Below are 24,236 nucleotides of genomic sequence, written 5' to 3'. Positions count from 1 at the left end.
TAGGGCGTTGATTAACCAAGTGAAGGGTCAGTTTTTACCTCAATGCGAAGGATCGTTTTACAATGTAAATCGATCCTTTTTTTGATCACCATTCTGCGCTCGTGAGCACTAATCCATCGTCGCTAACATGCAGATGTGCTTCCTGTTTAACCGCTTGCTCAATCGCTTCGCGATACTCATCCCAACAGTGGTAAAGATACATCGGCTTTTCTCCGAGCTCTTTATACAACGCAAGGGATTGAGGGTAATCACCATGGGATGAGCTCTCTGGCAGAGCATCAAAACAGGCGCATTCTTGGAAAATCAGTTGCGCTTTGCGCATGAGCGCGATGGAGGATTTCGTTGGCCTGCCATCACCACTATAAAACAGGCTAAATTCGCCGTTATTGATCAATAGGGCGCGATTCGGCACTTCGTGCTGCGTCGCTGCGCTCTCTAATTGCCAGTTTTCATGCTGAAATTGGTCTTCAATCGTGCGCCATGTGATCGGAAATGGCCAATCTTTATCGGGCCAACTGGCAAGGCTGACCAGTTGTTCAAGGCTTGCTTGCTGCGGCTTTTGGCAATAAATAGTCAAAGGTGCTGAGCGCTTAAAAGAACGCCATTGACCCAGTAAGGCAGGTAAACCAGCGCAATGATCAGGATGAATGTGCGTAAAATAAATGACTTGAATCTGGTTAATATCCAACTTGCGTTGCCACAAGGCGCGTGGAATCGTGGGGCCGCAGTCAACCAACCAGCATTGCGTGTTATCTTCCACTAGGATGGCGGAGGTGTTTAATTTTGTACTCAATGCACTGCCACAACCTATCACATCAATTTTCATGCTGGCTTCCTTATGACCTTGTTTGCTTATAAACCGTTTCAAGTAAGGTAGGATACCTAAATCGCGTGGTGATGCCTATGCTCGGCACCGACAATAGGCTGAACACTTGTTCTTTTTCATCCTTATCAGTAGGATGACGGCTCATTTCTCGCGTGCAATGGATAACAAAACATGGAGCCTGTGACTACCTATTATCTTGAGATGACCAAAGTCACTCAACTCAAGACCAAACCTCGTCCAGAGAATCTGCTGATAAGTGAAGTCGAGGTCAAAAACTACCGCTTCAACCGATTCCTTTACCAGTTGATTGGTGAGCCTTGGCACTGGACCGACAAACTTAGCCAGTCTCCTGAGCAGTGGCAAGAATACGCTCACGCTGATAACTTGCGAACCTGGGTGGCGTATAGCAAAGGCAGTATTGCCGGCTATTTTGAGCTGCAAAAACAGGCAGATAACGCAGTCGAGATTGTCTATTTTGGCTTAGCACCTGATTTTCTCAATCAAGGCTTTGGTGGGTATTTGCTCTCTCATGCCATAGAAGCTGCGTGGGCTTGGGGGAATGTTTCTCGAGTTTGGGTCCACACTTGCTCGCTCGATCATCCTTATGCGCTCGCCAATTATCAAGGGCGTGGCATGCGTATTTATCACCAAGAGCAAGAGTGATGATTCGCCCCACATCGCTTTTCCAAACGAGTGGGGCAGAAGATTGGCTAGGAATACCGCATAACTGTTTAGATCACGTTATTCTCTAGATAATGATGCTTTCCCTTGGCGCAGCACGCGCACCGAGCAAACAATGTGAATGATCGACAGTAAAGCGATAAACACCGCGACCACGGTCAGTCCGGCTTGTAAGCCCCCAAGGTGTAACGTATCACTGTCAGACAGATTCTGAATGTAGAAGGCGGCACAAATAGCCGTCCCTAACGCGATGGCGCTTTGCTGCAACGTGGTCATAAAGGCGCTGCCGATACCCGCAAATTTTGCTGGAATATCAGCGAGTCCAATACGCAACGAGCTATTGACGGCAAAGGCGTTACCCACCCCGATGATCAACATAGGTAGTAGCAATGTCCACGGTGTTAGGTTATCGCTGCTTTGTTTAAAGAGATGAATCAGCATCGCGTAGCCCACAAGGTTCATGAGCGAGCCACACACAATAACGCCACTAAACTGAATTCGATCAAACCACTTAGCGAGCTTGCCTGCGTAGAGTGAACCTATGAAATACGAGATCCCCAAACCAATAAAAGCGTTACCTGAATTCATCGAAGAGAGATGAAAGCCCGATTGCAGCGTGAGCGCGACCACAAACATATAGCCACCGTAAGAGGCGACTTGCAGCATCAAACTCACGCAGCCCAAGATCACTTTTGGTCGGCTTAGGAGTGAAGGCGGCATCAGCGGCGCTTGTTGTTTGGCTTCCTTAGCGCCTTCCACTTTCCAGAGCCAGTACATCAGTGGCAGCGTGGCGACCAGCATACCCCAGATCACCGCATTCCACCCCCATTCCGGGCCAGCAGATATAGAGCTAAGCAATAAGGTGACGATAACGGCTAATAAACCCGTGCCAAACCAATCCAAACTTAAGCTGCTGACTTCTTTGGTTTCTGGAATCCATTTTTGACCGTAATAGAGTATGACTGCGCAGATAGGCAAGTTGATGTAAAAGACGCTACGCCAGCCTAAGCCAAAGAGGTCGGCGGAAACCAACCAGCCACCTAAAATTTGGCCAATAATGAAAGACAATCCGCCCACAGAACCATAGATGCCAATCGCTTTGGAATGACGTTCGCCATGCAAGGTCACGTGGATGGTGGCGAGAATTTGCGGCATCAGCATGGCGGCTGCCACCCCTTGCAAAATACGCGCGCCAATCAATAAGTAGATAGTCGGTGCAAGGCCGCAGATAAACGAAGCGACGGCAAAGCTTGCAATCCCGTATAAAAAGAGCTTTTTTCGTCCATAACGGTCGCCTAAGCGGCCGCTCATCGCAAGGCTGACAGCAAAAGCAAGCCCATAGAGGGAGACGATTAATCCGAGCTGAGTTTTGTTGGCATCGAGAGAGACGCTGATCGCATCAAGGGCGACGTTGACGATGGAGAAATCCATTTGCGGCATTAATTGACCTGCAACGAGCAAGATCAGCCCTGCTGCAGATAACGAGTGATTTTTTGACATTGTGACTTCCATTTGAAACACCACAGATTAAAACAAGATGCTATTATCTAACTCAAATTAAAGGTGTACTAGAAACTGCTCAGACACGTACTGGGAGTATTAGGATAGAGTGTATGACAACAAATGTAATGACTCAAAGTGAGCGACTTGGCGAGTTTCTGCGCCTCAAACGTAACAGCATTGCGCCTGAAACACTAGGAATGATTAAACCCTATCGTTCGCGTACGCCCGGCTTGCGTCGCGAAGATGTCGCCGAGCTTGCTAACATCAGCACCGTTTGGTACTCCAAGCTTGAGCGCGGCAAGGCAGAGCGGGTATCGCACACGGTGATGAGTAACATAGCCAAAGCACTGCAATGCGACCCAAGTGAAACCCGCTATTTGTTGCAGCTTTCAGGGCATATTGACCTTGCTGAACGAGAGATTTTGACTCAGTGCCTTTCACCAGAACTGGAAATAATGCTTGCTGCGGTCAATCCACTGCCAGCACTGCTCACCAATGATTTTCGTGACATTTTGCGTGCCAACGATGCTTTTTGCCAAATGGTCGGCTTTGATGTCAACGCACTTGACCTTAAACAGCGCAATACCGTTTGTTTGATGGCGAATAATGTGAAGTGGCGTCAATGGCTTGGTGCGACCAATGATGATGAGCTGATGCAATGTATGCAAAACTCGGCAGCGCTTGTACGAGCGGCGATGGTATCGCGAGTCTCTGACCGTGAGTGGCAAGCACGTTTAGCTGAGCTTATCAGTAGCAGCGAACTCTTTGCTAAGGTGTGGAAAAGCCACACGGTAAGAGCCAAACACGAGATGGTGCGTATCTACCATCATGCAACGTTAGGTCAAATGGAGCTACGCCAGCAGTACTGGAGTAACTGTTCCGGTGGTGCAGTTGGTCAGTTGCTGGCCTATATTCCAACCGATCCCAAGTGTGCCCAAAAGATGGGAATCGCCTCCCAATCCGGTGTAACTAGCTGGAATGGTTAGAGAATTAAACGATATTGCATTATATTGGTGCTTTCGTGCACCAATATGGTGTTTGTGCGTTAATTGAGTGCATTAAATACCTTAGGTGAGTAGTCGATTATGCTCTTAATTGGTGTTTAACATAGGAAATGATTTGCCAGAGCAGTAATAAATCAACATGTTGATTGTTTTAGTAATATCTGGAATAGGTATTGCAGTACTAGTTGCATAACAATAAACAGGGACTGAGAAAAAATGCAACTAACGGAACAAGAAATGAGCTGGCTGCCTTGGCTGGGCAGTACAGGTAAGCTCAAGATGTATAAGGCGTGTTATCTTAATCGCGCTCGAGTGCCGATGATAAAGAAAACCTTCACGAACATCGCACAAACACGCGTTTCACTGCTCACCGATTGGACCAATAATCTTTGGTCATTTTTAACCGATACCGCTCTATACCTTGATAGTAAATCCAGCAAAGAATTTGATGCGTCGCTAACCAACTTGGTGCAAAGGCACAAAGACATCGCCGAACTGTTTGTGGTTAACGCGCAGGGCAGTGTGATGGGGACAAGCTTTGCCCGTCATCGTGGTCAAAGACATGAACAAGCGGCGGCACTCGCCAAAGGAATCGCAAAACCTTTTTTGCATGGTCCTTATTGCGATGCGTGGACATTGGAAGTTGGTCCTTCAAGCTCCGAATTTCATGACGAAGTGACCTTAATGTTCTATCAACCTTTTACTTGTCATGAAACTGGGGCTTCACTTGCTCTGTGTGCTCGAGTACCGAACGATGTCCTTGGTGATTTAATTCAGCGCGAAGCCGGACATATCTACAGTGAATCGGGCGATAACTACCTGTTTATGGTGCAATCCGAAATGGACAAAAGCATCAAGCCGGGCGTGGCGCTATCGCGTTCCCGATTTGAAGATAACCGCTTTTCCCATGGTGAAAACTTAAAAAGTGGTGTGCATACCCAGTGGGGCACGGTCAAAGTAAAAGCGCATACCGAATTTGAAATTGTCTTTAATGATCCGGCGACCGGCAAATTGCACCCTGGGGTGCGAGAAACCATCAAACAGGGGCATAACCTTTACGTGGAATACCCAGGGTATTCGGATTACCGCCATATTCCGGTGATTGGTAAAGGTGTCACTTTTCAGTTACCGGGATCGCCTGACCGTTGGGGTATGATGTGCGAGGCCGACCTGGAAGAGGTTTACCGCCATCGCTCGCTCGGTCAATCTCTCACCCAGAAGTTCGCTTTTACTATCGCATTGGCGCTGTTGTTGCCATTTTGCGTTAGCTACGTGTGGCCACTACCCGAATGGCAACTGCTGTTACTGTCGCTGGTGATAGCGGTGCCAAGCATTACTCTGTTTCATTGTCGAACTGCCAAAGCCGTTGCCAACCAGTTGCAAAGCATGACGTCTGTGATGCAGATGTTGGCCGAAGGGGATGGCAACCTTAAAAAACGCCTTAATGTGGACCAACTGAAAGAAGATGAAACCGGCGATTTGGCTCGCTGGACCAATAGCTTTATCGATAATCTTGAACAAGTGATTAGTGACCTTGTCACTGCAAGCGAAGAGGTCAATAACGTTTCTCGCTCCATGTTTAAACGCAGTGAACGTTTGCTTTCAACCAGTGATACTACCGCTCACTCGATTCATGACATGCTGAAGCTTGCCGGCGAACAAAGCCAAGAGATTGTGCATGCCAACGATACCGCGATGGAAATGAACGAGCTGATGCTCGCGACGGTGCAAGCCGCGGAACTGGAATACCAACAAGCGGCGCAAAGTGCGCAAACCATCAAAGAGATCGTCAAAGTCTCCGCCACGAAAGTGGAAGAGGTGAACCAAGAGATGCAAAAAATTGGCGATATTGTTGAACTGATTGGTGAAATCACCGCGCAAACCAACTTATTGGCACTCAACGCCGCGATAGAGGCCGCACGAGCTGGCGAACATGGTCGCGGCTTTGCTGTTGTGGCCGATGAAGTGCGTAACCTTGCCAATAAAACATCGCAAGCCGCCAACAACATTGGCGATTTGATGGATGCACTCAGTCGCCAATCGGCTTTGGCCGTGGAAGCCATGCAGCAAGGGATTACCAACGTAGAAAGTAACACTCGCTTGGTTGACGAACCGCATCAAAACGAAGCACTGCAACGATCTGTCAGCGGGCTTTTCTCATTAATTCAAGAGATTGCCCGCAACACTGAAGAGCACCGCCAAACCGCTGATTCAGCTCAGCACACGGTTGTGCAGCTACAAGAAGCCTCAATGCAGCTTTCACGTCGCACCCGCCTAATGCATAACGCATTGCAGCGGTTAGAGCAACTGACCGGACGATTTGCCGTATCCAAAGCCAGTTAAACCGCTTATCTGCCTTGCAGCCTAAAGCCTGCAAGGCAGACTTTCCTACACCTTCGCCAAAATTCACTGCTGTGACACAAATAGTTTATCGACCTCAAACAACCTCATACAAATCAGGGAAAATCACACTTTAGAGTAGTCAGGATGACGCACCTTTGGTATAACCGCATATGCAATCGGTGGATGTAAAAGTGTGTGAATTTCTGTCAAGAAAGGGCGGTAGCTTGGAGAAAAACAAACTACTGTTTATTTATACAGATTTGGCGAAAATCGCTTGTGGATAGATTAAAAAGACAATGTCGGTATTTTCTGAGGTGTGACCAGATGATAACTGGCGGTTTTAAAGTGGAATTTGGTTTTGTATGGGGCAAAATCTTAGTTCTATAAAGACAAGAAAATATAGATGTTGTCTTTATAATATCTGTTAGGCATATAGCTATACATCAGTGAATATAAATAAATTATGAAAATTAGCGATTTTATAAAATCATCATTAGATGCTAGTGATCGAAGAGAATTAGACCAAGCAATGTTATTTGTATGTTTAGCTGTCGATGGAACTGCTAAAAAAATGTATCCAGATATAAATCAGGTAGGTAAACGTTTTAAAAAATTCATTACTGAATATATAGATATTATTGAGCTTATGCATGGTGGCCTTAACCTCGTAGAGACAGTATTTCCATTCCCCAATAATAAGGGGGAAATAGGTATTAAATTTGAGGATATCATCTACGAAAAATTTAGGTGTAGTTTAGCTCACGGAGATGAGTTCCCTGATGGCTATGGAATATCCATAAAAGTTGCTAACGGACATCAGCAATTCCATATAGATATCGAAGGTCGAGCAATGACTATACCCGAAAGTGCTATATTTGCTTTAGGTTTAACATGTGTTCTTGCACCAGTTAATGCTGATCAGAAAATAGGAAATGATTTGTATCATTATAGTGATCCAATTAATCATTATGTGGTAGATCGTTGGTGGGGCAATATTAACTGCGCACGAAGAATTATGGATTTTGAAAAACAAGTTAGAGTGAAGATAGATTTCAAAAATGTTTGGCCAATCGCATAATATGCCTAACAAGTCGAATCAATTGACAAAATAATTGTCACGCATTTTGCAGAGCAAAATGACGCACCAAATATTTTGCAATTGTTCTCAGCGTTAGGCATCAAATAGAGTAAGCATTTAATGATTAAACATATTTTTGTTGTTATAGGTATTTTTATCTTTTTTAGTGCTTTTTATTTTATAAAAGCTGGCTTCCCTGATAATGCAAATGATTTAGCTAACTATGGTTCTTTTTCTACTGTCACAGGTATTCCTATAGCTATTTATTTTGGAGTCATTGGAATATGGCAATTTAGAAAAAGTAATAAAAAGGAAACTCACCCTGTAAATAACTATGAAAATCATATACCAGTGAGTCAAGAATATAATGTATGTGATAAAAATACCACTGCAAATGAATTTAATGAAATTTCAATTAATGAAATTATAAGAAAAATTCATGACGCTACACCTTATGAAGCTAAGCAAATAGAGAAAATTTATATAGGACAGAAGGTTGTTGTAAGTGGATACTTCAAAAAAATTGAAGAGGACTTCCGAGACAATGACCAAGTCAAAATTGAACTCTATGCTAATGAAAATCATGACTTACATTCGATTTGGTTTGATACAACTTTACATGAATTTCCAGCGTGCAAGATTTTAGAAAAAGGTCAAAAAATAAAGTTAAAGGGATATATAGATCGCGTAAGTGGTGAAGGTATGTGCGTTGTTATCACTCCGGTAAGTATTGAAGTTAAAAATGCCTAACAAGAAATTGCAATGGATGCATATGGCGTCGGGCTTTCTTGTTTTGAAGTTATTCGTGTTTTGTAATTGTGATGTTTATGCACCATTGAATTAAACGTTATACGAATTGAGAGGATTCAAGTGAAACTTTATAAATATAGAAAATTTAGCGAGTTTTTAATTCGAGAATTATGCGCCAGTGAAATATATTATTCTGATCCAAAACAGTTCAATGACCCTTTAGATTGTTCTCCTATTTTGATAGATGATTTACCTGAACATAAAATAGAAGATCTTTGTGTTAAAATGTTGTTAAAGAATGTCGGAAAAAATGAAGCTGATAGTAAAATTAAAAGCTTTAGATATTATTCAACTCAATACGATTCTCTTGAAGAACAAAGAAAGTCATATTTCTATCAGTTAAAACAAGAGATTAAGAGCCAACTAGACAATATTATGAAAAATCTTGGGGTTCTTTCTCTTTCAGGTAAATGTGATTCCCCACTTATGTGGAGCCACTATGCTGATGAACATCGAGGTATTTGTTTAGAATTTGATATGGATGGTGCGGTTGATACACCTTGTCAAATCGATTATGAAGGGAATCGTGGGATAAGCACTAAGCTAATTTATGATTATATTGTAAATAATTCTCACACAGCACATGAACAAATTCAAAACCAATATTTTTATACTAAAGCTCCAGAGTGGAAATATGAGTCAGAGTGGCGTTTGTTATCTCAATCATATGGTTCTCATCAAATACCGTTTAAATTATCAGGTATATATTTTGGCATGAGGTGTGATAGTTGGGTGGTAGGAAGTATTATAAAGTTACTATATTCATCAAGTTCCAATATTAGTTTCTATCGAATAAAACCTGATCAAAATTCATTTGCTTTGAAAGATACTGAATTGGAACCTCAAGAATGGATTCATAGCATTCCACGACCATCCGCGAGATTGGCTTTTGGAAAGGTTAAAGTTCAGAGTTAAATTCGTATAACAAGAAATTGCAATGGATGCATATAACGTCTGGCATTCTTGGTTTGAAGTTACTTGTTTGTTGTAATAATGGTGTTCATGCACCATTGAATTAGACGTTAGAAACGAGGAGTATAAATTTGAGTACGAGTGTAAAGAGTTTAGTATTTTCCTTACTTAGAGAAAATCAAGTGAGAACTCGTGATACATCGATCTTCAAAAATTATAAACATAACAAGGATCTAGTCCCCAAGTTTTCGGATAATTTAAACTGTTTGCTTGAACTTTGTGGGACGTATCGTCATGCATCTTATGATATTCAAGGTGTACGAGACAAAGGTGTTGATATCTTGGTTAAATACGAAAATGAAGAGGGTGAAACTAAAAGAATTGGTGTTCAAATAAAGTCGTTTGATGATATCAATGAAAAAGACTGGCTATCTAAACTGAAAGCGCAAACATTTGAAGCTACGAATTCATACACTCTACAAGACTTTTATGTAGTGTTTTGTACCGATGAAAACATACACAGAGACAAAATGCGTAACGCTAAAGCAGACTTGGTTGATATCCCATCAATTCATGTTGTTGAGCCAGATAAAGCTCTTAACTTTTTTGAGCTGTCTTCGGTTGAAATTATGGCTAGAGTACAAGACGCATATAGACAAGGTGATAAAGTAATTGAAGATGCAAGAGATTACTTTTCTGAAAGAAGCCTTTTTGAAGCATGTGTAATAATTGACATAGCTATTGATTCAATTATTGATGGCATAACCACAATCGATAGTGCTGAACTTATAAATGGGCATTTAGTTTGTAAATATTTAGATCGTTACAATGTGGTGCCATATTCTGTCTATTTGAATGAAAGCATTTGTGTGTCGGAAGTTTCAGAATATGTAATTGAGCCTGATGAGATCTTCGTTCAAGTAATGGATGAGTTCAGTTATTCTGTGTATGAAGAGCCTAAATTTGAACCTTCCGAGTGCTCAGCTTTGGCAGCGCTTGTTTGGGACGTCATGGTTCGATATAGCTCTGATACTGATGTAATTAAAGAGTATGTTATGCATCAACTGCTTAGTGACAAAGTTGAATTTGCTGAATCGTTTCTATTACTCGATTAGGCGTCTGAAAAACGTTTCTAACAAACGAGTATGGCGTCAATAGTTAATTTTTCGCCATATTTTCATTCCATATAGTTCCATCTCTTAGCATTGAATTCAGGATCACTACCATCTTTCTAACACAGGCAATGATGGCTACTTTTTTGGGTTTTCCTGCTTCCAATAATCGCTGATATGTGGTCTTGAATACGGGGTTAGATTGCATTGCAGACATCATCACCATGTACAGGACGGTGCGCACTTGAATTAAAAAGGACACACACCTTAAAAATCAACAATTAAAAAGGACACACACCTTAAAAATCGAAACAAACAAGGAAAGGTAAAGGTATCGATCCCTATCTCTCGGGTTACAACGGTTCTGGCCACTACCACTAATCATCGTAGCGAATGAACTTTCGAATGGGATTTTTGCGGGTGGAATGTTATGTCTGAAGGAATACTGACGTTGAATTAGGCAATATGCATGGCGACCAAAAAATTAAAAAGGACACACACCTTAAAATCGAAACAAACAAAGAAAGGTAGAGGTATCGATTCCTATATCTCGCGCTATAACGGTGGTGACCCCACTGCAGTTGATCATCGTGGGGAATGAACTTTCGAATGTGTTTGAATAGGTATTTTTGCGGGCGGAATGTTATGTCTGAAGGAATACTGACGTTGAATTAGGCAATATGCATGGCGACCATGCGCTTTTTGTTCAGTGCCGTTTTTGCTTGATGTAAACGTGAAGTGGTGCCTACCCAAACACGTGGTTTTTTCTCTAGTTCAGTACAAAGGGCTAAGCAGTCTTGCTGAGTCAGCGAAAGCCGCGTGAGGATGTTAGGATGAGCGCTGTTAATATAACCGCGTTTATCTTGTCGAATTTGCCTGCCAACCCAATCCACTAGCTCAATGTAGTCGCTTAACCGAAAGGGAATGCCTTGAGTCTTGTCTTGATGCTCATACCCCATGAAATTCGCCAGCGACTGTGTGGCGGTTTCTCCTCGCTCTAAACTCGTAAGCCTCGCTTTTATCGAAGTAAAATCTGACTGTTCAGGTGTGCTTGCCATTTTGGCTCGAATCGGATTTAAGTCGACATACGCCATAGCAGACAGAAGCGCTTTTTCATCGAGCAGTGCTTGAGATTTGAATCGTCCCTCCCAGAAACGTCCCGTACATTTGTCTTCCTTATTGGCTTGAACGGCAATGCCGTAATTGAGCTCTTTCATAAACCAGCTAAGTGAATAGAGCCGGTGCCGCCATGTCTCAATCAATTGATGACACACTTCTTTTTCTGCATCAGATTTGAGATCTCCAGCTAGCCAGCGTTGGATAATCAGCGGTTGCTGATGTTCAGTGCTCCATCGTTCAATAACCTCAAAGTCGGTCAAAGCTAGCGCACTCTCTTTGTCAATATGCACAACAAGATGATAGTGATTGCTCATCACGGCATAGGAGCAGATTTGAATGAAGTAAATGGAGGCGAGGGTGATGATGCGCTGCTCAATCCAATCTCGACGATGCTCGTAAGACTGCCCGGTGAGGTTGTCTATGCCACACAAATAGGAGCGACGTACACAGCGGGAAACACAATGATAATAAGGCGTGAGTTCTGGGCAAATCAGCTGTGAACGAGCAGTAGTCATGAAGTATGGCTCCTTTATTTTAGGAGCCGTTAGCGTGACGATTTATTCCCGTTAACGTAAGAGTAAGCCCGCGATTGCTGGAGATAAATCAAAGAATCATTGGGTATGTGTTGCGTAGTGGATAGCAAAACGTGATTTGAATTAGGGTGTGTGTCCCCGTTAGAGGGGGAGATTGGTTTTAGTGGGGGTTAGGGCGTGTGTCCTCGTTAGAGAGAAGGGGGATACCAATCGTTACTCTAGGGTTTCTTTCAATTATGTTAGCGAGCGCAATGATTTGCCCGAGTGCAACAAGTTTTATAACTATACTTGTTGGGTAAACGATCAGCGGTTGATTGTAAGTTGAGTTGAACAAGGAACTGGGTTTATGGGTGATGAGAAGTTTGTTTTTCTAGACGATGCAGCTGAGCTACCACCGAAAGCTGCAAAGCAGTCAACGCTCAAAACTAAAGGTAAGATTCTCTCTGTAGATGATGATTTAAGTTATCAACAATCACTGCTGTATAGCTTGCGCGATTTTGTTGCAAAAGGGGATGTTGACGAGATACTCACGGCTAATTCTGCTGCAGAAGCGGCTACTTTGATTGCAACACAAGATGACATCGCGGTTATCTTGTTAGATGTGGTGATGGAAGATGACGACGCGGGCCTTCGCCTAGTGGAAACCATTCGCAATGTTCAAGGTAACTCACTCGTCCGTATAGTTTTGCTCACGGGTCAACCCGGTGTCGCGCCTCGCAAAGATGTCATGGCTCAATACGATATTGACGAGTATTGGAATAAATCGGAAATCGATTACGACATTATGAAAGCGGTGGTTGCATCTAACCTCCGTGCTTGGCGTTCCATGTATCAGTTGGAACAAGCGAGAGTTGGCCTGCAGTTAGTCATTGATGCCTCGCGAAAACTGGCCAGTAAATATGACAAAAACTCGTTTATTCAGGTGGTTCTGAATGAAGTGGCTCTATTAATCGGTGGGGGGACAAGTGTTCCAACGCTGTGTGTCGCTACCCAATCTCCAAACGACTCTTTCGATAAGTCTTATATATTGGCTTATTCTGGCGATGATGTTGTGCAAACGGGTCAATCCATACCGCAGCATTTATGTCGTCAATTTGGTCCTCTGTATGAAGCAGCTGTTGCCGACCATCGCCACCATTTTAGTGACAACTTATCTATTCTTTGTTTCCCCAATAATCAGGAAGAGTCGAGTCACTATTTCATTTTGGCTGAAGGGCGAGAACCGCTCAGTGAATATAATATTCACCTGCTGCAGGTGTTTGGTGAAAACATCAGTTCAGGTTTTATGAAAATCGCCCTGATTAATCAATTATCCAACCTTGCTTATCTTGATTCTGAACTTCAAATCTATAACCAAAACTGGCTTTTGCGTGAGCTGGAGACAATGAACCACGCGGACCGAGAACAGACCGAGCTGGTGATGATCTCGATTGATAACTTTGACTCGCAAACACTGACATTCAGTGAAAAAACGTTGTTTCAGATGATTACCGATACTCATCAGAAAATAGCAGGCTTGTTTAATAAAACGATTGGGGTGAGCCGTATAGAAACCAGCATTTTTGCTGTGTTATGCAATAACGATGAGTCGGTAAGTGACGAAGCGTTACTGAACTTTACTAATCAGGTAAGCCAGGTCGATGGGGAAATACGAAATTATACCTTGACCATCGTTAAGGTTGACCTTGCTCATATGGACTCTTTTAGCCCGATGCAAATTTTGTATTTGGCAAAAAGTATGCTCTATACCTCGCGGCAGAAAGGGCGTGCCTTTATGGTATACAGTCCGTCGTATCAAGAGAAACTCCTCAACGATTATCAAATTCTTAATGATTTGAAAACGGCGATTGTTGAACATGAGTTTTTCTTAGTACTGCAACCCAAAGTGGACCTACGTACAGAGCATCCGGTGGGGCTAGAAGCCTTGTTGCGCTGGAAAAAACAGGAACAAGTGATTCCCCCCAATGTCTTTATTCCGATTGCTGAAAAGTCGGGCATGATCACTAAGTTGGATCTTATCGCTCTTGAATTAACCATAGAAGCGCTGAAGTCACTGGATAAAAAAGGGTATCACGTTCCTATCTCATTTAATGCCACGGTTAAAGATCTGTACGATTCTAACTATATTCAGTTCATTGAAGAAGCGATTGCGGTTGAACACATTGACCCAGACTTGCTCGATGTGGAAATTACCGAAACGCAAGCGATGGATTCCTATGAAAAAGTGAATCCGATTTTGGAGCGTCTGCACAACTTACACATTCATGTCAGTATTGACGATTTTGGCACGGGCTACTCTTCATTGGCGCACATATCTAAATTGGCGGCTGACACGATTAAAATCGACCGAGCTTTTGTGACCAATTTGCGCGAGGATAAAGCGAATCAGCAAGTGGTGGAATTGGTGCTCAATCTCGCTCAGTTATTTGGTTTTTCAGTGGTGGCTGAGGGCATAGAAACTGAACAAGAGCGCGATGCTCTGCTCAGTAAGGGCTGCCATATTGGCCAAGGTTATCTATACGCTAAACCAATGCCACTGCCTGAACTACTGACTTGGCTAGAAACACATGAACCACAAAAGGTCATGAACTAAAATGATGCAAGTAGATATGAGAGCTAAACCATACACGCGCATTTATACCTTTATGCTGTTTATTATGGCGCTGGTGGTGAGCTTTATTCTTGGCTGGATGGTCTACAAAATAAACGTTAATAAATACATCGACAGCATTGTTCAAGTACAGCAAAAAGATGTAACTCAGTCGCTATTGATATTTAGTCATGAAATAAAAGGTATGGAAGATACCATCAAACTATTACATGACTCTCCGTCAATGAGGTCATCTTTAGCGGAGCATTCACCATTAAATCGTAAGCTCGCAGAGGCGACGTTCGTTTCCTTTATTAAAACGTTTGATCCTTTAATGCAGGTACGTTGGTTAGATGACCAAGGCAAAGAGCAAGTCCGGGTGGATGGCAATGGTAGTCAAATTGTGGTGATACCTGTAAAGGATCTGCAAGATAAAAAAGATCGCTATTATTTTTCGGAAGGCATTCAATCACCGAAAGGTAACGTTTATCTGTCTGCACTGGACCTCAATGTTGAACGCGGAAAAATTGAGGTGCCTCATCGCCCAACGATTCGCGTCACTTACCGTAGCGATGTGAATGATGATTTGAAACCGGGCTTATTCATCCTCAATTACGATATTGGCTCTTTGCTCAACTCTTTGCGTAAATTTAATAACGAGAAAGTGCAACTTGAAATCGTCGACCGTCGCGGTTATTGGATTATGAACCCCAATCCGTCCTTGGAATGGGGAGCAGACTTAGGTAATAGAGAGAACAACATTAAATTAATACATCCTGACATTTGGCATCAGATACAAGTGACAGACATTAACCCACAAGAGGATATTGGCCGTATTGACAGCACATCGGGTTTAGTGACTTACAAATGTGCGGATATTTCCCAAGGCTTTAGCTACAACCAAAGCACTCAAAATGCCAATCTCTGTTTTATTGCCAAAACACCTGCTGCGATCATTACTGAGCAGCAGCGGACCATCGCAATCCCCGCTATTCTGATGAGCTTGCTGCTTTTTATCTGCAGCAGTTGGATTATCTATCGTGAGCGACAAATGGGCGCAACGTTAATCAAAGTGAATCAGAAGCTTGCAGACGATAAAGTACTGCTTGAGCAATCAGAGCAAGAGACCAAAACGCTGCTAAAACAGCAGCAATTACTGCAAGAAGATTTGATTGAATCAGGCAAGTTATCGGCGTTAGGTATGATGGTGGCTGGTGTTGCCCACGAATTAAATACCCCATTGGGTGCGGCGATTATGGCCGCTTCCACCATGCGTAAAGAGCACCATTTGCTTAACGAATCTTTCGTCAATGGCCTAACGAAAGAGGCGTTACAACGTTACATAGAATCAACTAAAACGGGGCTGGATCTTGTCGAGTCCAATCAGCAACGGGCCGCTCAATTGGTAAGGAGTTTCAAACGGTTAGCCATTGATAGGGCAACAGAAGAGATTGTTCCATTCCAACTGGATCAGGTGATTGATGATTTGATGAAAACCTTACATCACCGCTTAAAAGGTGCGCGTGTCAATGTGGTGCTGGATCTCGAACCTATTGAAATGCTTGGTATTCCCGGCATTCTCTCGCAGGTGTTACAAAACTTAGTGGTGAATGCGATAACCCATGCGTTCGTGCCAGAGATCGGTGGCAAATTGAGTATCAGTGCGCATGTTGTTGAGAATCAGGTGGTATTGAAAGTAGCGGATGACGGTAAAGGGATTGGATCGAACTTGGTCAGTAAGATATTTGAACCTTTTGTCACCAGTAACCGTTCTCAAGGGAACACTGGGCTTGGAATGCACTTTGTTCATCAATGGGTAACCCGTACGTTGCAAGGAACCATCAAAGTAGAAACGCAGTTGCATAAAGGCACGACGTTTATCATCAGCATGCCACAGAAAATAGAACTCTCTTTGCCTGAAGATTAGCCGCGCCGCAAGATTAGCCGCGTAAAAAGAGAAAGGCGAAGTGCAAGTGTTAGCTCGCGCTTCGCCTTATGTTTTTATCTCAGTTTTAGATCAGTGCGTTGATTTTAGTAACGACGGTACTGATCAATATGACCCGCTTTCATCATCACCGCTGCATCACACATGTAATCCACCGTATTAGGATCGTGACTGACCAGAATCATGGTTAGCTGATGTTGGCGTTTTAACTCGTTAAGCAGATTGAGAATTTCTGCCTGTACCGACATATCGAGCGCTGATGTTGGCTCATCAAGCAGCAGCAACTTAGGCTCAAGCAGTAGGGCACGCACAATCGCCACACGTTGACGTTGACCACCAGAAAGTTGGTGTGGATAACGGTCAATCATGGCAGAGGTTAATCCCACCTGTTTAAAGCCTTCCTCAATGCGGTCATCAATGTCGCTCATACCAAACTTTTTCAAAGGCTCAGCCAGTGTACGACGCAGACGATGCTTTGGATGCAAAGAGGCATAAGGGTCTTGAAACACCATTTGCACTTCGCGGCGCAGGTCGCCTTTAAAGGCTTGTCCTGGTTTAAGTTGCTGATCAAGCATGGTGATTTGACCTTCCCAATGGGGATTAAGGCCTGCTAAAACCCAAAGCAGTGATGACTTACCACAGCCGGACGGTCCTACGAGACCGAAACATTCCCCTTGGTTGACGCTTAAATCAACGTTATGTACTACGGTATTACGTTGGTGGCCCTGCACATGGGTCACCGATACCTGATTCAATTCAAGAATCGCCATGAGGTTCCTCCAAAGCTTCGCGATCGAGCACCGGTAGTGGTGCGCCCCGTTTGTCCATATGTGGCTGACATGACCACAAGGTTTGGGTGTACGGGTGAGTGGATGTCGCCAGTTCGCTCGCGGGTAGTTCATCGAGCAATTTGCCTTGATACATCACCAACACACGCTCACTAAATTGCGCTACTTGCTGCAAATCATGACTGATCAGCAGTAAGCCCATATCGCGCTCTTCTACCAAGTTGTAGATAAGCTCCAAAACTTGGTCACGCATGGCGTGGTCAAGGGCGGATGTCGGTTCGTCGGCAATCAACAGTTTTGGGTTGTTGATCAGCGCCATTGCCAGCATCACACGTTGACCCATACCACCAGAGAGCTGATGCGGATACCAGCGACGCAGCGTAGATGGGTTTGGTAGACCCACCGAGTTAAACATCTCTTCTACTTTTTCGATGCGCTCTTTGCGGCCCATTTTCTGGTGCAATTTCAGCGGCTCTTCCACCTGCATACCCAAAGTTCGCGCAGGGTTTAACGCGTATTTAGGATCTTGCAGCACCATCGCCACATCTTGCCCACGCAGTTGACACCACTGTGATGAGCTCAGTTCTAACACCGGTTGACCTAGCAGCTCTAAACGCTCAGCAGAAGGAATACACGCACTGGGTAACAAGCCCATTAAGGTGCGAGCGGTTAAGGATTTACCCGAACCCGATTCGCCCACCAAAGCCACGCGTTCACGACCCATGCTAAAGCTTAAGTCTTTGACCAAACGCGTCCCGTTATCGAGCTCAATATTGAGTTTTTGAATATCGATTAGTAATTGATTATTTGGCATGACGTGGGTCCATCTTATCTCGTAAACCATCGCCTAGCAGGTTAAACGCCAAGCTTGCGAACAAAATGGCAAAGCCCGGCACTGCAGCTACCCACCATTGGTCGAAGATCACGCGACTACCGCTGGCAACCATTGAGCCCCATTCTGCTGCGGGTGGTTGAATCCCCATACCAAGGAAGCCAAGACCTGCTGCCGACAAAATGATACCGCCAAGATTAAGGGCGGCGCGCACGATGGCACTCGGTAAACACAAAGGCAAAATATGACCAACAATCAAGCCCCAGCCACCGATGCCTTGCATTTTTGCTGCGGCAAGATAATCACTGCGACGTAGCGCTAAGGTTTCAGTTCGAGCTTGGCGTGCAAAAGAGGGCCAACTGGTAAAGGCCAATGCTAGTGCGCCATTCATTAGGCCAGGGCCTAAAATGGAAACCAATGCCAAGGCGATAACCAAACTTGGTAGTGACATGACAATATCGGTTAAACGCATCAAAATACGTTCTGTCCAACCGCCAAAGTAGCCGGCACAAATACCCACTAATAGACCGATCGGCACCGTAATGATGATCACCAATGAGACCAAAATGAGCGTTGGGCGTGCGCCATAAAGCACACGAGCGTATAAGTCACGGCCAAAACGGTCAGTGCCAAAAAGGTGCTCGGCACTGGGCGCAGCAAGGCGGTCAGCAATGTTTTGTACATTGGGATCAAAGTGGGTAAGCATTGGGGCGAAAAGCGCCACTAGTACCAAAAGCGCCACTAAGAATAGCCCAATATTGAATGTGTTAAGCCATTTCGGCCAGATCGATTTTTTTAATCTCATGGTCATTAACGTGTCCTCGGGTCGACCCAGCGAGTCAACGCATCGGCAATGGCATTAAGGGTCACAAAACAGGTACCGATCAGTAGTGTTGAGCCTAATACCGCAGCGGTATCAGAGGCAAATAGGGCGCTGGTTAAGTAGCGACCTAAACCGGGCCATGCAAACACCGTTTCGGTTAATACCGCTCCTTCCAGCAAGCTTGCGTAGGAGAGTGCCAAGATGGTGATTAAGGTGCCAAGGACGTTAGGGAAAATATGGGAAAACAGAATACGTGCGCGGGTTGCACCTTTGGCTTGAGCCAAAATAACGTACTCTTTGTTGCTCTCTTCGAGCATCACTGCGCGTAGCAGGCGAGTGATCGATGCCATAGAAAGCAGTGCTAATACAGCAACCGGCAGCCACAGGTGGCCAATCGCGTTGAGCATAATTTCTGTATCGCCCGTGCGCAAGGCATCGAACAGCACAAAGCCACTGTTGTATTCCATGGTGTAGGTGTAGATGTCGTCTAAACGACCAGGGCCTGCCGACCAGTGGAGGGTTGCGTAAAACAGCAATAACCCAAGAAGACCAAGCCAAAACACCGGCACAGAATAACCGAGCAGAGAAATCAAACGCGCGCCGTGATCGAGAATACTGCCCGGTTTATACACCGCGAGTGAGGCGAGCAAAATGCCAAATAGCGCGCCAAAGAACATGGCTACGGTTGCGAGCTCAATCGTTGCTGGAAAGGCAGTTGCGAGATCGCTCACCACAGGTTGTTGGGTGATTTGCGAAACACCGAGATCACCGTGTAGCATCTGGTTGACGTAATTAAGAAATTGCATCGGCAGTGGCTGATCTAGCCCCAACTGATGGCGTGCTTGTTGGTACGTTGCTTCACTGGCATGGTCGCCAACCAGCTGCAAGGCAGGGTCGATGGGCGCGGCACGCGACAAAATGAAGGTAAAAACCAACAAGCCAAACAGAGTCATTAGAAAGGACAAAAAGCCGCTCAGCCAAGGCTGAAGGCGGCTTGTCCAAAACCGGCGCAATGCGCCGGATGATGGGTTAGATTGTGTCATTATTCAGATTTAGATACGTTTTTATAGAAGACCATTTCTGGTGTGATACCTTGCACGTAGCCTTGGATATCATCACGCAGAGCAACCAATTTTTTGTTCTGTAGACCGATCACAAAAGGTGATGATTCACGAACGTCACGTTGTAACTCTTGGTAGATCTTAGTACGTTTTGCGCCATCGGTTTCTGCACGTGCTTCAAGAGTCAGCTTGTTCAGTGCTGGGATGTGCCAGTTTGCACGCCAAGCCACAGTTTTACTGCCGTTTTCTGGGTTGTAAGCAAAGGCAGAAGCGTTGGTGTGTGGGTCAAAGTAGTCTGGACCCCAAGATGTCACGGTCGCTTCGTATTTGTGCGCTTTTACATCGGTTGCGATCTGGCTACTTACGCCTGGGATCAGTTCCACATCGATGCCTGCTTTAGCAAAGCTAGCTTGCAATGCTTGCGCGATATCTAGGTAAGGGGGTTGGTTTGATACAACCAACTTAAAGTGCGGGTTTTTAATGCCAGCATCTTTTAGAATTTTCGCTGCTTTTTGTGGATCGTAAGTAAACGGTTGATCGGTTAATGCGCCGTTAAAGCCCACAGGCAGGAAGTTTTGTTGCACTGCAAATTGACCATGCATTAGGTCGTCGGCAATGCCTTTGTAGTCGAACGCGTAACGAGCCGCTTGCCAGAATTCTGGTTTACCTAGATCTGGGTTACTTGCGTTTTCTGCGTTAAACATCAAGTAGTACAGTGACGCGTAAGGCAGGTTAAGGGTTTTCACCCCTTTTTTGCCTTGCAGCGAGAAGTATTGGTCAGTACCTAGGTTACGAACTAGGTCTGCATCGCCTTGCTCAAGCAGCAACTGACGCGTTGCCGCATCTGGCACGTTTTTCAGCAGCACATATTGCAGTTTTGGCGCTCCAGCAGGTGATGTAGCATTGGCTTCCATCATCAGAATTTGGTGCGGAACGTATTTCTTAATTTTGAATGGGCCGCTACCTGCAGAGTTTGCGTTTAGCCATGCGTGACCAAGGTCGCCGTCTTTTTCATTCGCCATCACGCTTTTTTCGTCAACGATAGAAGCAGCAGGCGCTGAAAGTAGGCTCAATACGAATGAAGGACCCACATCCGCATCCCATGACACTTTCACTTGGTCTTTAGACACTTTAGTGATGTAGGTGTCGACGTTATCTTTGTCCCAACCCAACTGAGTCAGAATGAAAGAAGGCGCAAGATTCAATTTCACAACACGGCCAAGACTGAAAATCACATCTTCAGGGCGAACTGGATTGCCGCTGGCAAATGCAGCGCCTGATTTAAGGGTAAAGGTGAGGCTGTGTTGTTCTGCTTTCCAAGACGCCGCTAGAGTCGGTTGCAACTCGGTTGGGTTATCCGGATTGGATTGCACCAAACGTTGGTACAAGTTATTGAAGCTTTGCACTGAAGACAGTTCAAAACCTTGAGCAGGGTCTAGGCTAGTGATGTCATCAAGTGATTGAGCAACCACAAGGGTGTTATTGGGAGTTTTTGCATATGAAGGAAGTGCAAAACCCAGGCTGAGCATTAGGCTGGCTGCCAACAGAGTAGTTTTGGTTTTCATTATCATTCCATTAAATGTTTAGAATTTGTTCCTACGGTGCGTTATTCCATAGGGTTATAAAAATAAGGTAACCCATTCACTTTGTGATAACAAGCACACAAATATGTAATCAATATTACAATTACATCTGACTTGTATCAGAAAAGAATAACATAGGTCAATTGTTATTCTTTATGGCTGATATTTCATCAATACACACATTTTGTTATGCAACAAAGATAATTAATCGCGATGCGTAGGCCATTGGTGGTGAATCTCCAACTTGGCGCAATTCGCTCTGAAATAACATAGAAGCTCATGGCGTAAGATACCAAACGTATGACGTTGAGAAATCGTTGGCATCTTCTGGCGCACACTATCGTGTCATCATACGATAACAACTTGGTAATCAACACAAATTTTCTTTATTTTACTTATTAAACAGCGCTAAACCATAGGCATAAACATGGTGAACACGCGCAATTTAGTTGGGGCGACGTGCTTTACGACTCGGTTGCTTGAGTTTATGCAGTGCAGCGGCTGCCACTAAGTGAGATGGTGGAATGTTCGTTGTCATTATTGATTGGGGTGCGGAGAGTTCAGGTTTGGGTTCGGTTATATGAGAAGAGGGTGTCACAGCTTGAGTCATTGGAGTGGCGGGGCTAAGCATTAGCGGTATTAGGTCGTGCCCTAAATGGCGATAGAGCATATGGCACTCATCTTCAATGGCTTGGCTGTATTGGCATTGCCCAATTAAAGCTAGACCATTTAACATGCTTTGCGCGTAAGTGGTGAGGAGCTTGGCAGCGTAGGGGGCATCATAGCAACCTTTGCGCACATCTTGCTGACGGCCATGGGCGTATTGGCGAAGTGAGTCGATAAGTAAATCCAGCATAAATGTTCCTCCTGACCTGATAATCAATCATTGCCTGCGATCTATTAACGACAAAAGCGCGGTTATCAATGTGCCTAGGCCTTGCACCGTAAATAATGCCGATAATTGAACGCTAGTGGTGTAGGCAAGCAAAGAGTGTTCCACGCACGATTAATAACAGGCGCTTTGCGTTTAACCTATTGCTTATGTGGAACATTTATCGTTTGGTGATCAGAAAGCGTAAAGAAAGGCGCGGAAAAACCAAGAATAGATACGGGGCGAATATGTTCCCATCAAAAAATCAAACGGGTTTAGTGGTGAGGACTTGCCGCTTATTGTTGCAAGAACAGCAGTAAGCAGGCAAGCAAGCGCTGGCTCAAGATGTGATGGCTATTGGCTTGGCAATATCCGTGTTGGTCACATCTTGGCTAGCGCTATGTTAGTTAGCAAAATCTTCTTGGGCTTGAAACCAACCATCGCGCCAAGTTTGGCTCAATTGAGTAGCTTTGTATGGATTTGCAGTGTCGGTCATGCCTGCGCCAAAAGCCAAATAGCCTTCGTTAAACGCCTGTTCTTGTTCTGTGTTCATTAAACTAAATACCTTTTACGGAGATTAAAACTTTTAGCAAGGCGCGCATTGTAACGGGTGATAGCAGAGTGAAAGCTGATCTTGATCAGAATGTGACCAAGATCGCGTAAACTTGGCAGTGTATTGACCGAGTGCTGACTAATCTAGCGACATCTCTCTTGCAGTTCAGGGTTAACGCCCTTAAACAGTGGACGTGCTTGATAGAGAAACAGCTCAGCCAAGTAGTTGGCAATTGGGGTCAGTGGGCTGGCTTTTCGGCACAGCAAATAATAGGTCGCCCACGGCAGAGGCGTTTCCAGTTCAATCTCTTCTAATAAGTTGGAATAGGTATAGTGCTTGATGGCGGCATGGGATACTAAACCAATGCAATCGGTACGAGTGATGATCGCGAGCGTTGAAAGGTAGGACTCACAGGTGATGGCGTGTTTTAGACCGTGGCCATTTTGCGACAAAATATCATACACCGTATTGAGATAGCTGCTGCGGGTGGTCGGCATAACCCAATCGCACTCTTGCAGCTCTTCCAAGGTTTTGGCCTTGAGTTTGGGGTGGCCCTTGCGTGCGATGATTTTAAACGGCATCTCGGTCAATTTATGTTTAGTAAACTCGTGATACTCAAGGTTTGATTGTAGTGTATTGATGACAAAATCGAGCTTGCCCTGACGCAGCTGATCAATGTGTGCCTCAAGCTGTCCTTCTTGAATTTTGACATTTACCTTAGGGTACTGTTGCCGAAATTTGCAGATCACTTCTGGCATCAGTTCACAGGCGATACTTGCACCTAAGCCGATGTTTACTGAGCCCACTTCATTGCCTAAGCACTGCTTGACCGACTCTTCTGCCAGCAGCAGTTCTCTAAGAATCAAATTGGTGTGTGACAGGAGATGCTCTCCCGCTTTGGTCAAGGTGATGCCTTGGTTACCGCGAATCACCACTTGGTTTCCTAATGACTCTTCTAAATCGCGTAACGCTTTAGTGACCGCCGGTTGGGATAACCCTAATGCGCGGCTGGCTGCATGAATACTTCCGCACTCTGCAATCTCTGCAAAAGCGCGTAATTGATTGAGTTTTAAAGACATAATTTCCCTATTGTTTTTCCGTGGCGTTGTTAAATCCCTACAGGATGTGGGTACTAATCAGAGCTAAATGATAACTGTTGGTTATTCCCCGAAAACATTGGTTATCTTGTGCAAGCGAACGCCTGCTCATAGATTACTGGAAAGCGTCCAATCAATTCATCTTTTTTATTGATGAATGGTTGGGGAGGAT

At 44.5% G+C, this 24,236-nt stretch carries 20 protein-coding genes and 1 pseudogene; 9 read left to right on the top strand and 12 right to left on the bottom strand.

All coding sequences use genetic code 11. The features are described from left to right. Positions 1-85: 85 nt before the first annotated feature. On the bottom strand, positions 86-826 hold the full coding sequence (locus OCV11_RS21640) for an MBL fold metallo-hydrolase (RefSeq protein ID WP_261896502.1): 741 nt from the start codon (positions 824-826) through the stop codon (positions 86-88). Between the two features lie 171 nt (positions 827-997). Between OCV11_RS21640 and OCV11_RS21635 the strand changes: the two genes are divergently transcribed. Next, positions 998-1,489 carry a GNAT family N-acetyltransferase gene (locus OCV11_RS21635; RefSeq protein WP_261896501.1) on the top strand — a complete coding sequence of 164 codons (492 nt, stop codon included), beginning with the start codon at positions 998-1,000 and terminating at the stop codon, positions 1,487-1,489. 78 nt (positions 1,490-1,567) lie between these two features. Here OCV11_RS21635 and OCV11_RS21630 read toward each other — a convergent pair whose 3' ends face one another. Next, complete coding sequence (locus OCV11_RS21630) at positions 1,568-3,007, bottom strand: MFS transporter (protein WP_261896500.1); 1,440 nt, start codon at positions 3,005-3,007, stop codon at positions 1,568-1,570. Positions 3,008-3,120: 113 nt separating this feature from the next. Here OCV11_RS21630 and OCV11_RS21625 point away from each other — a divergent pair, with 113 nt between their 5' ends. From OCV11_RS21625 to OCV11_RS21600, 6 genes are all read left to right on the top strand, one after another. After that, positions 3,121-3,996: a helix-turn-helix transcriptional regulator gene (locus OCV11_RS21625; protein ID WP_261896499.1), complete on the top strand. Its 876-nt coding sequence runs from the start codon at positions 3,121-3,123 to the stop codon at positions 3,994-3,996. Positions 3,997-4,230: 234 nt separating this feature from the next. Further along, a complete protein-coding gene (locus OCV11_RS21620) occupies positions 4,231-6,357 on the top strand; it encodes a methyl-accepting chemotaxis protein (protein WP_261896498.1) in 2,127 nt (708 codons plus the stop codon). Between the two features lie 463 nt (positions 6,358-6,820). After that, a complete protein-coding gene (locus OCV11_RS21615; RefSeq protein ID WP_261896497.1) occupies positions 6,821-7,435 on the top strand; it encodes a hypothetical protein in 615 nt (204 codons plus the stop codon). A 120-nt stretch (positions 7,436-7,555) separates the two neighbouring features. Continuing rightward, a complete protein-coding gene (locus tag OCV11_RS21610) occupies positions 7,556-8,185 on the top strand; it encodes a hypothetical protein (RefSeq protein WP_261896496.1) in 630 nt (209 codons plus the stop codon). A gap of 120 nt (positions 8,186-8,305) precedes the next feature. Next, positions 8,306-9,160, top strand: a complete 855-nt coding sequence (locus tag OCV11_RS21605) for a DUF2971 domain-containing protein (protein ID WP_261896495.1) — start codon at positions 8,306-8,308, stop codon at positions 9,158-9,160. 128 nt (positions 9,161-9,288) lie between these two features. Next, positions 9,289-10,272, top strand: a complete 984-nt coding sequence (locus OCV11_RS21600) for a hypothetical protein (RefSeq protein WP_261896494.1) — start codon at positions 9,289-9,291, stop codon at positions 10,270-10,272. Positions 10,273-10,315: 43 nt separating this feature from the next. On the opposite strand, the pseudogene OCV11_RS21595 reads toward OCV11_RS21600, so the two are convergent. After that, positions 10,316-10,516, bottom strand: a pseudogene (locus OCV11_RS21595) (IS110 family transposase); the annotation flags it as partial. A 424-nt stretch (positions 10,517-10,940) separates the two neighbouring features. Next, positions 10,941-11,903 (bottom strand): transposase, encoded by a 963-nt coding sequence (locus OCV11_RS21590; RefSeq protein ID WP_261896493.1) that lies wholly within the window; start codon positions 11,901-11,903, stop codon positions 10,941-10,943. Between the two features lie 364 nt (positions 11,904-12,267). Between OCV11_RS21590 and OCV11_RS21585 the strand changes: the two genes are divergently transcribed. Both OCV11_RS21585 and OCV11_RS21580 read left to right on the top strand, forming a co-directional pair. After that, entirely contained in the window at positions 12,268-14,514 is a 2,247-nt protein-coding gene (locus OCV11_RS21585) for a two-component system response regulator (RefSeq protein WP_261896492.1), read from the top strand. 1 nt (position 14,515) lies between these two features. After that, positions 14,516-16,438, top strand: coding sequence for a sensor histidine kinase (locus OCV11_RS21580; RefSeq protein ID WP_261896491.1), 1,923 nt, complete (start codon positions 14,516-14,518; stop codon positions 16,436-16,438). Positions 16,439-16,542: 104 nt separating this feature from the next. Here OCV11_RS21580 and OCV11_RS21575 read toward each other — a convergent pair whose 3' ends face one another. The 8 genes from OCV11_RS21575 to OCV11_RS21540 all read right to left on the bottom strand — a co-directional run bounded on the left by OCV11_RS21575 (position 16,543) and on the right by OCV11_RS21540 (position 24,046). Further along, entirely contained in the window at positions 16,543-17,226 is a 684-nt protein-coding gene (locus tag OCV11_RS21575; RefSeq protein WP_261896490.1) for an ABC transporter ATP-binding protein, read from the bottom strand. Beyond that, complete coding sequence (locus tag OCV11_RS21570) at positions 17,213-18,058, bottom strand: ABC transporter ATP-binding protein (protein WP_261896489.1); 846 nt, start codon at positions 18,056-18,058, stop codon at positions 17,213-17,215. Before OCV11_RS21570 ends, OCV11_RS21575 begins: the two co-directional genes overlap by 14 nt. Then, positions 18,048-18,887 (bottom strand): ABC transporter permease, encoded by an 840-nt coding sequence (locus OCV11_RS21565; protein WP_261896488.1) that lies wholly within the window; start codon positions 18,885-18,887, stop codon positions 18,048-18,050. The genes OCV11_RS21570 and OCV11_RS21565 overlap by 11 nt, the downstream gene beginning before the upstream one ends. Then, positions 18,887-19,942 carry an ABC transporter permease gene (locus OCV11_RS21560; RefSeq protein WP_261896487.1) on the bottom strand — a complete coding sequence of 352 codons (1,056 nt, stop codon included), beginning with the start codon at positions 19,940-19,942 and terminating at the stop codon, positions 18,887-18,889. The genes OCV11_RS21565 and OCV11_RS21560 overlap by 1 nt, the downstream gene beginning before the upstream one ends. Further along, on the bottom strand, positions 19,942-21,525 hold the full coding sequence (locus OCV11_RS21555; RefSeq protein ID WP_261896486.1) for an ABC transporter substrate-binding protein: 1,584 nt from the start codon (positions 21,523-21,525) through the stop codon (positions 19,942-19,944). Before OCV11_RS21555 ends, OCV11_RS21560 begins: the two co-directional genes overlap by 1 nt. Before the next feature lie 463 nt (positions 21,526-21,988). Next, positions 21,989-22,399 (bottom strand): hypothetical protein, encoded by a 411-nt coding sequence (locus OCV11_RS21550; protein WP_261896485.1) that lies wholly within the window; start codon positions 22,397-22,399, stop codon positions 21,989-21,991. Positions 22,400-22,817: 418 nt separating this feature from the next. Next, on the bottom strand, positions 22,818-22,967 hold the full coding sequence (locus OCV11_RS21545) for a ribosome modulation factor (RefSeq protein ID WP_261896484.1): 150 nt from the start codon (positions 22,965-22,967) through the stop codon (positions 22,818-22,820). Positions 22,968-23,110: 143 nt separating this feature from the next. Further along, the gene (locus tag OCV11_RS21540) at positions 23,111-24,046 is read right to left on the bottom strand and encodes a LysR substrate-binding domain-containing protein (RefSeq protein ID WP_261896483.1); all 936 of its coding nucleotides are present in this window, start codon (positions 24,044-24,046) and stop codon (positions 23,111-23,113) included. Between the last annotated feature and the right edge of the window lie 190 nt (positions 24,047-24,236).

This window comes from Vibrio porteresiae DSM 19223 (assembly GCF_024347055.1).
Classification (GTDB): Bacteria; Pseudomonadota; Gammaproteobacteria; order Enterobacterales; family Vibrionaceae; genus Vibrio; species Vibrio porteresiae.
Note: the sequence above shows the minus strand (reverse complement) of the source record. Positions and strands in the feature narration are given on the sequence as shown.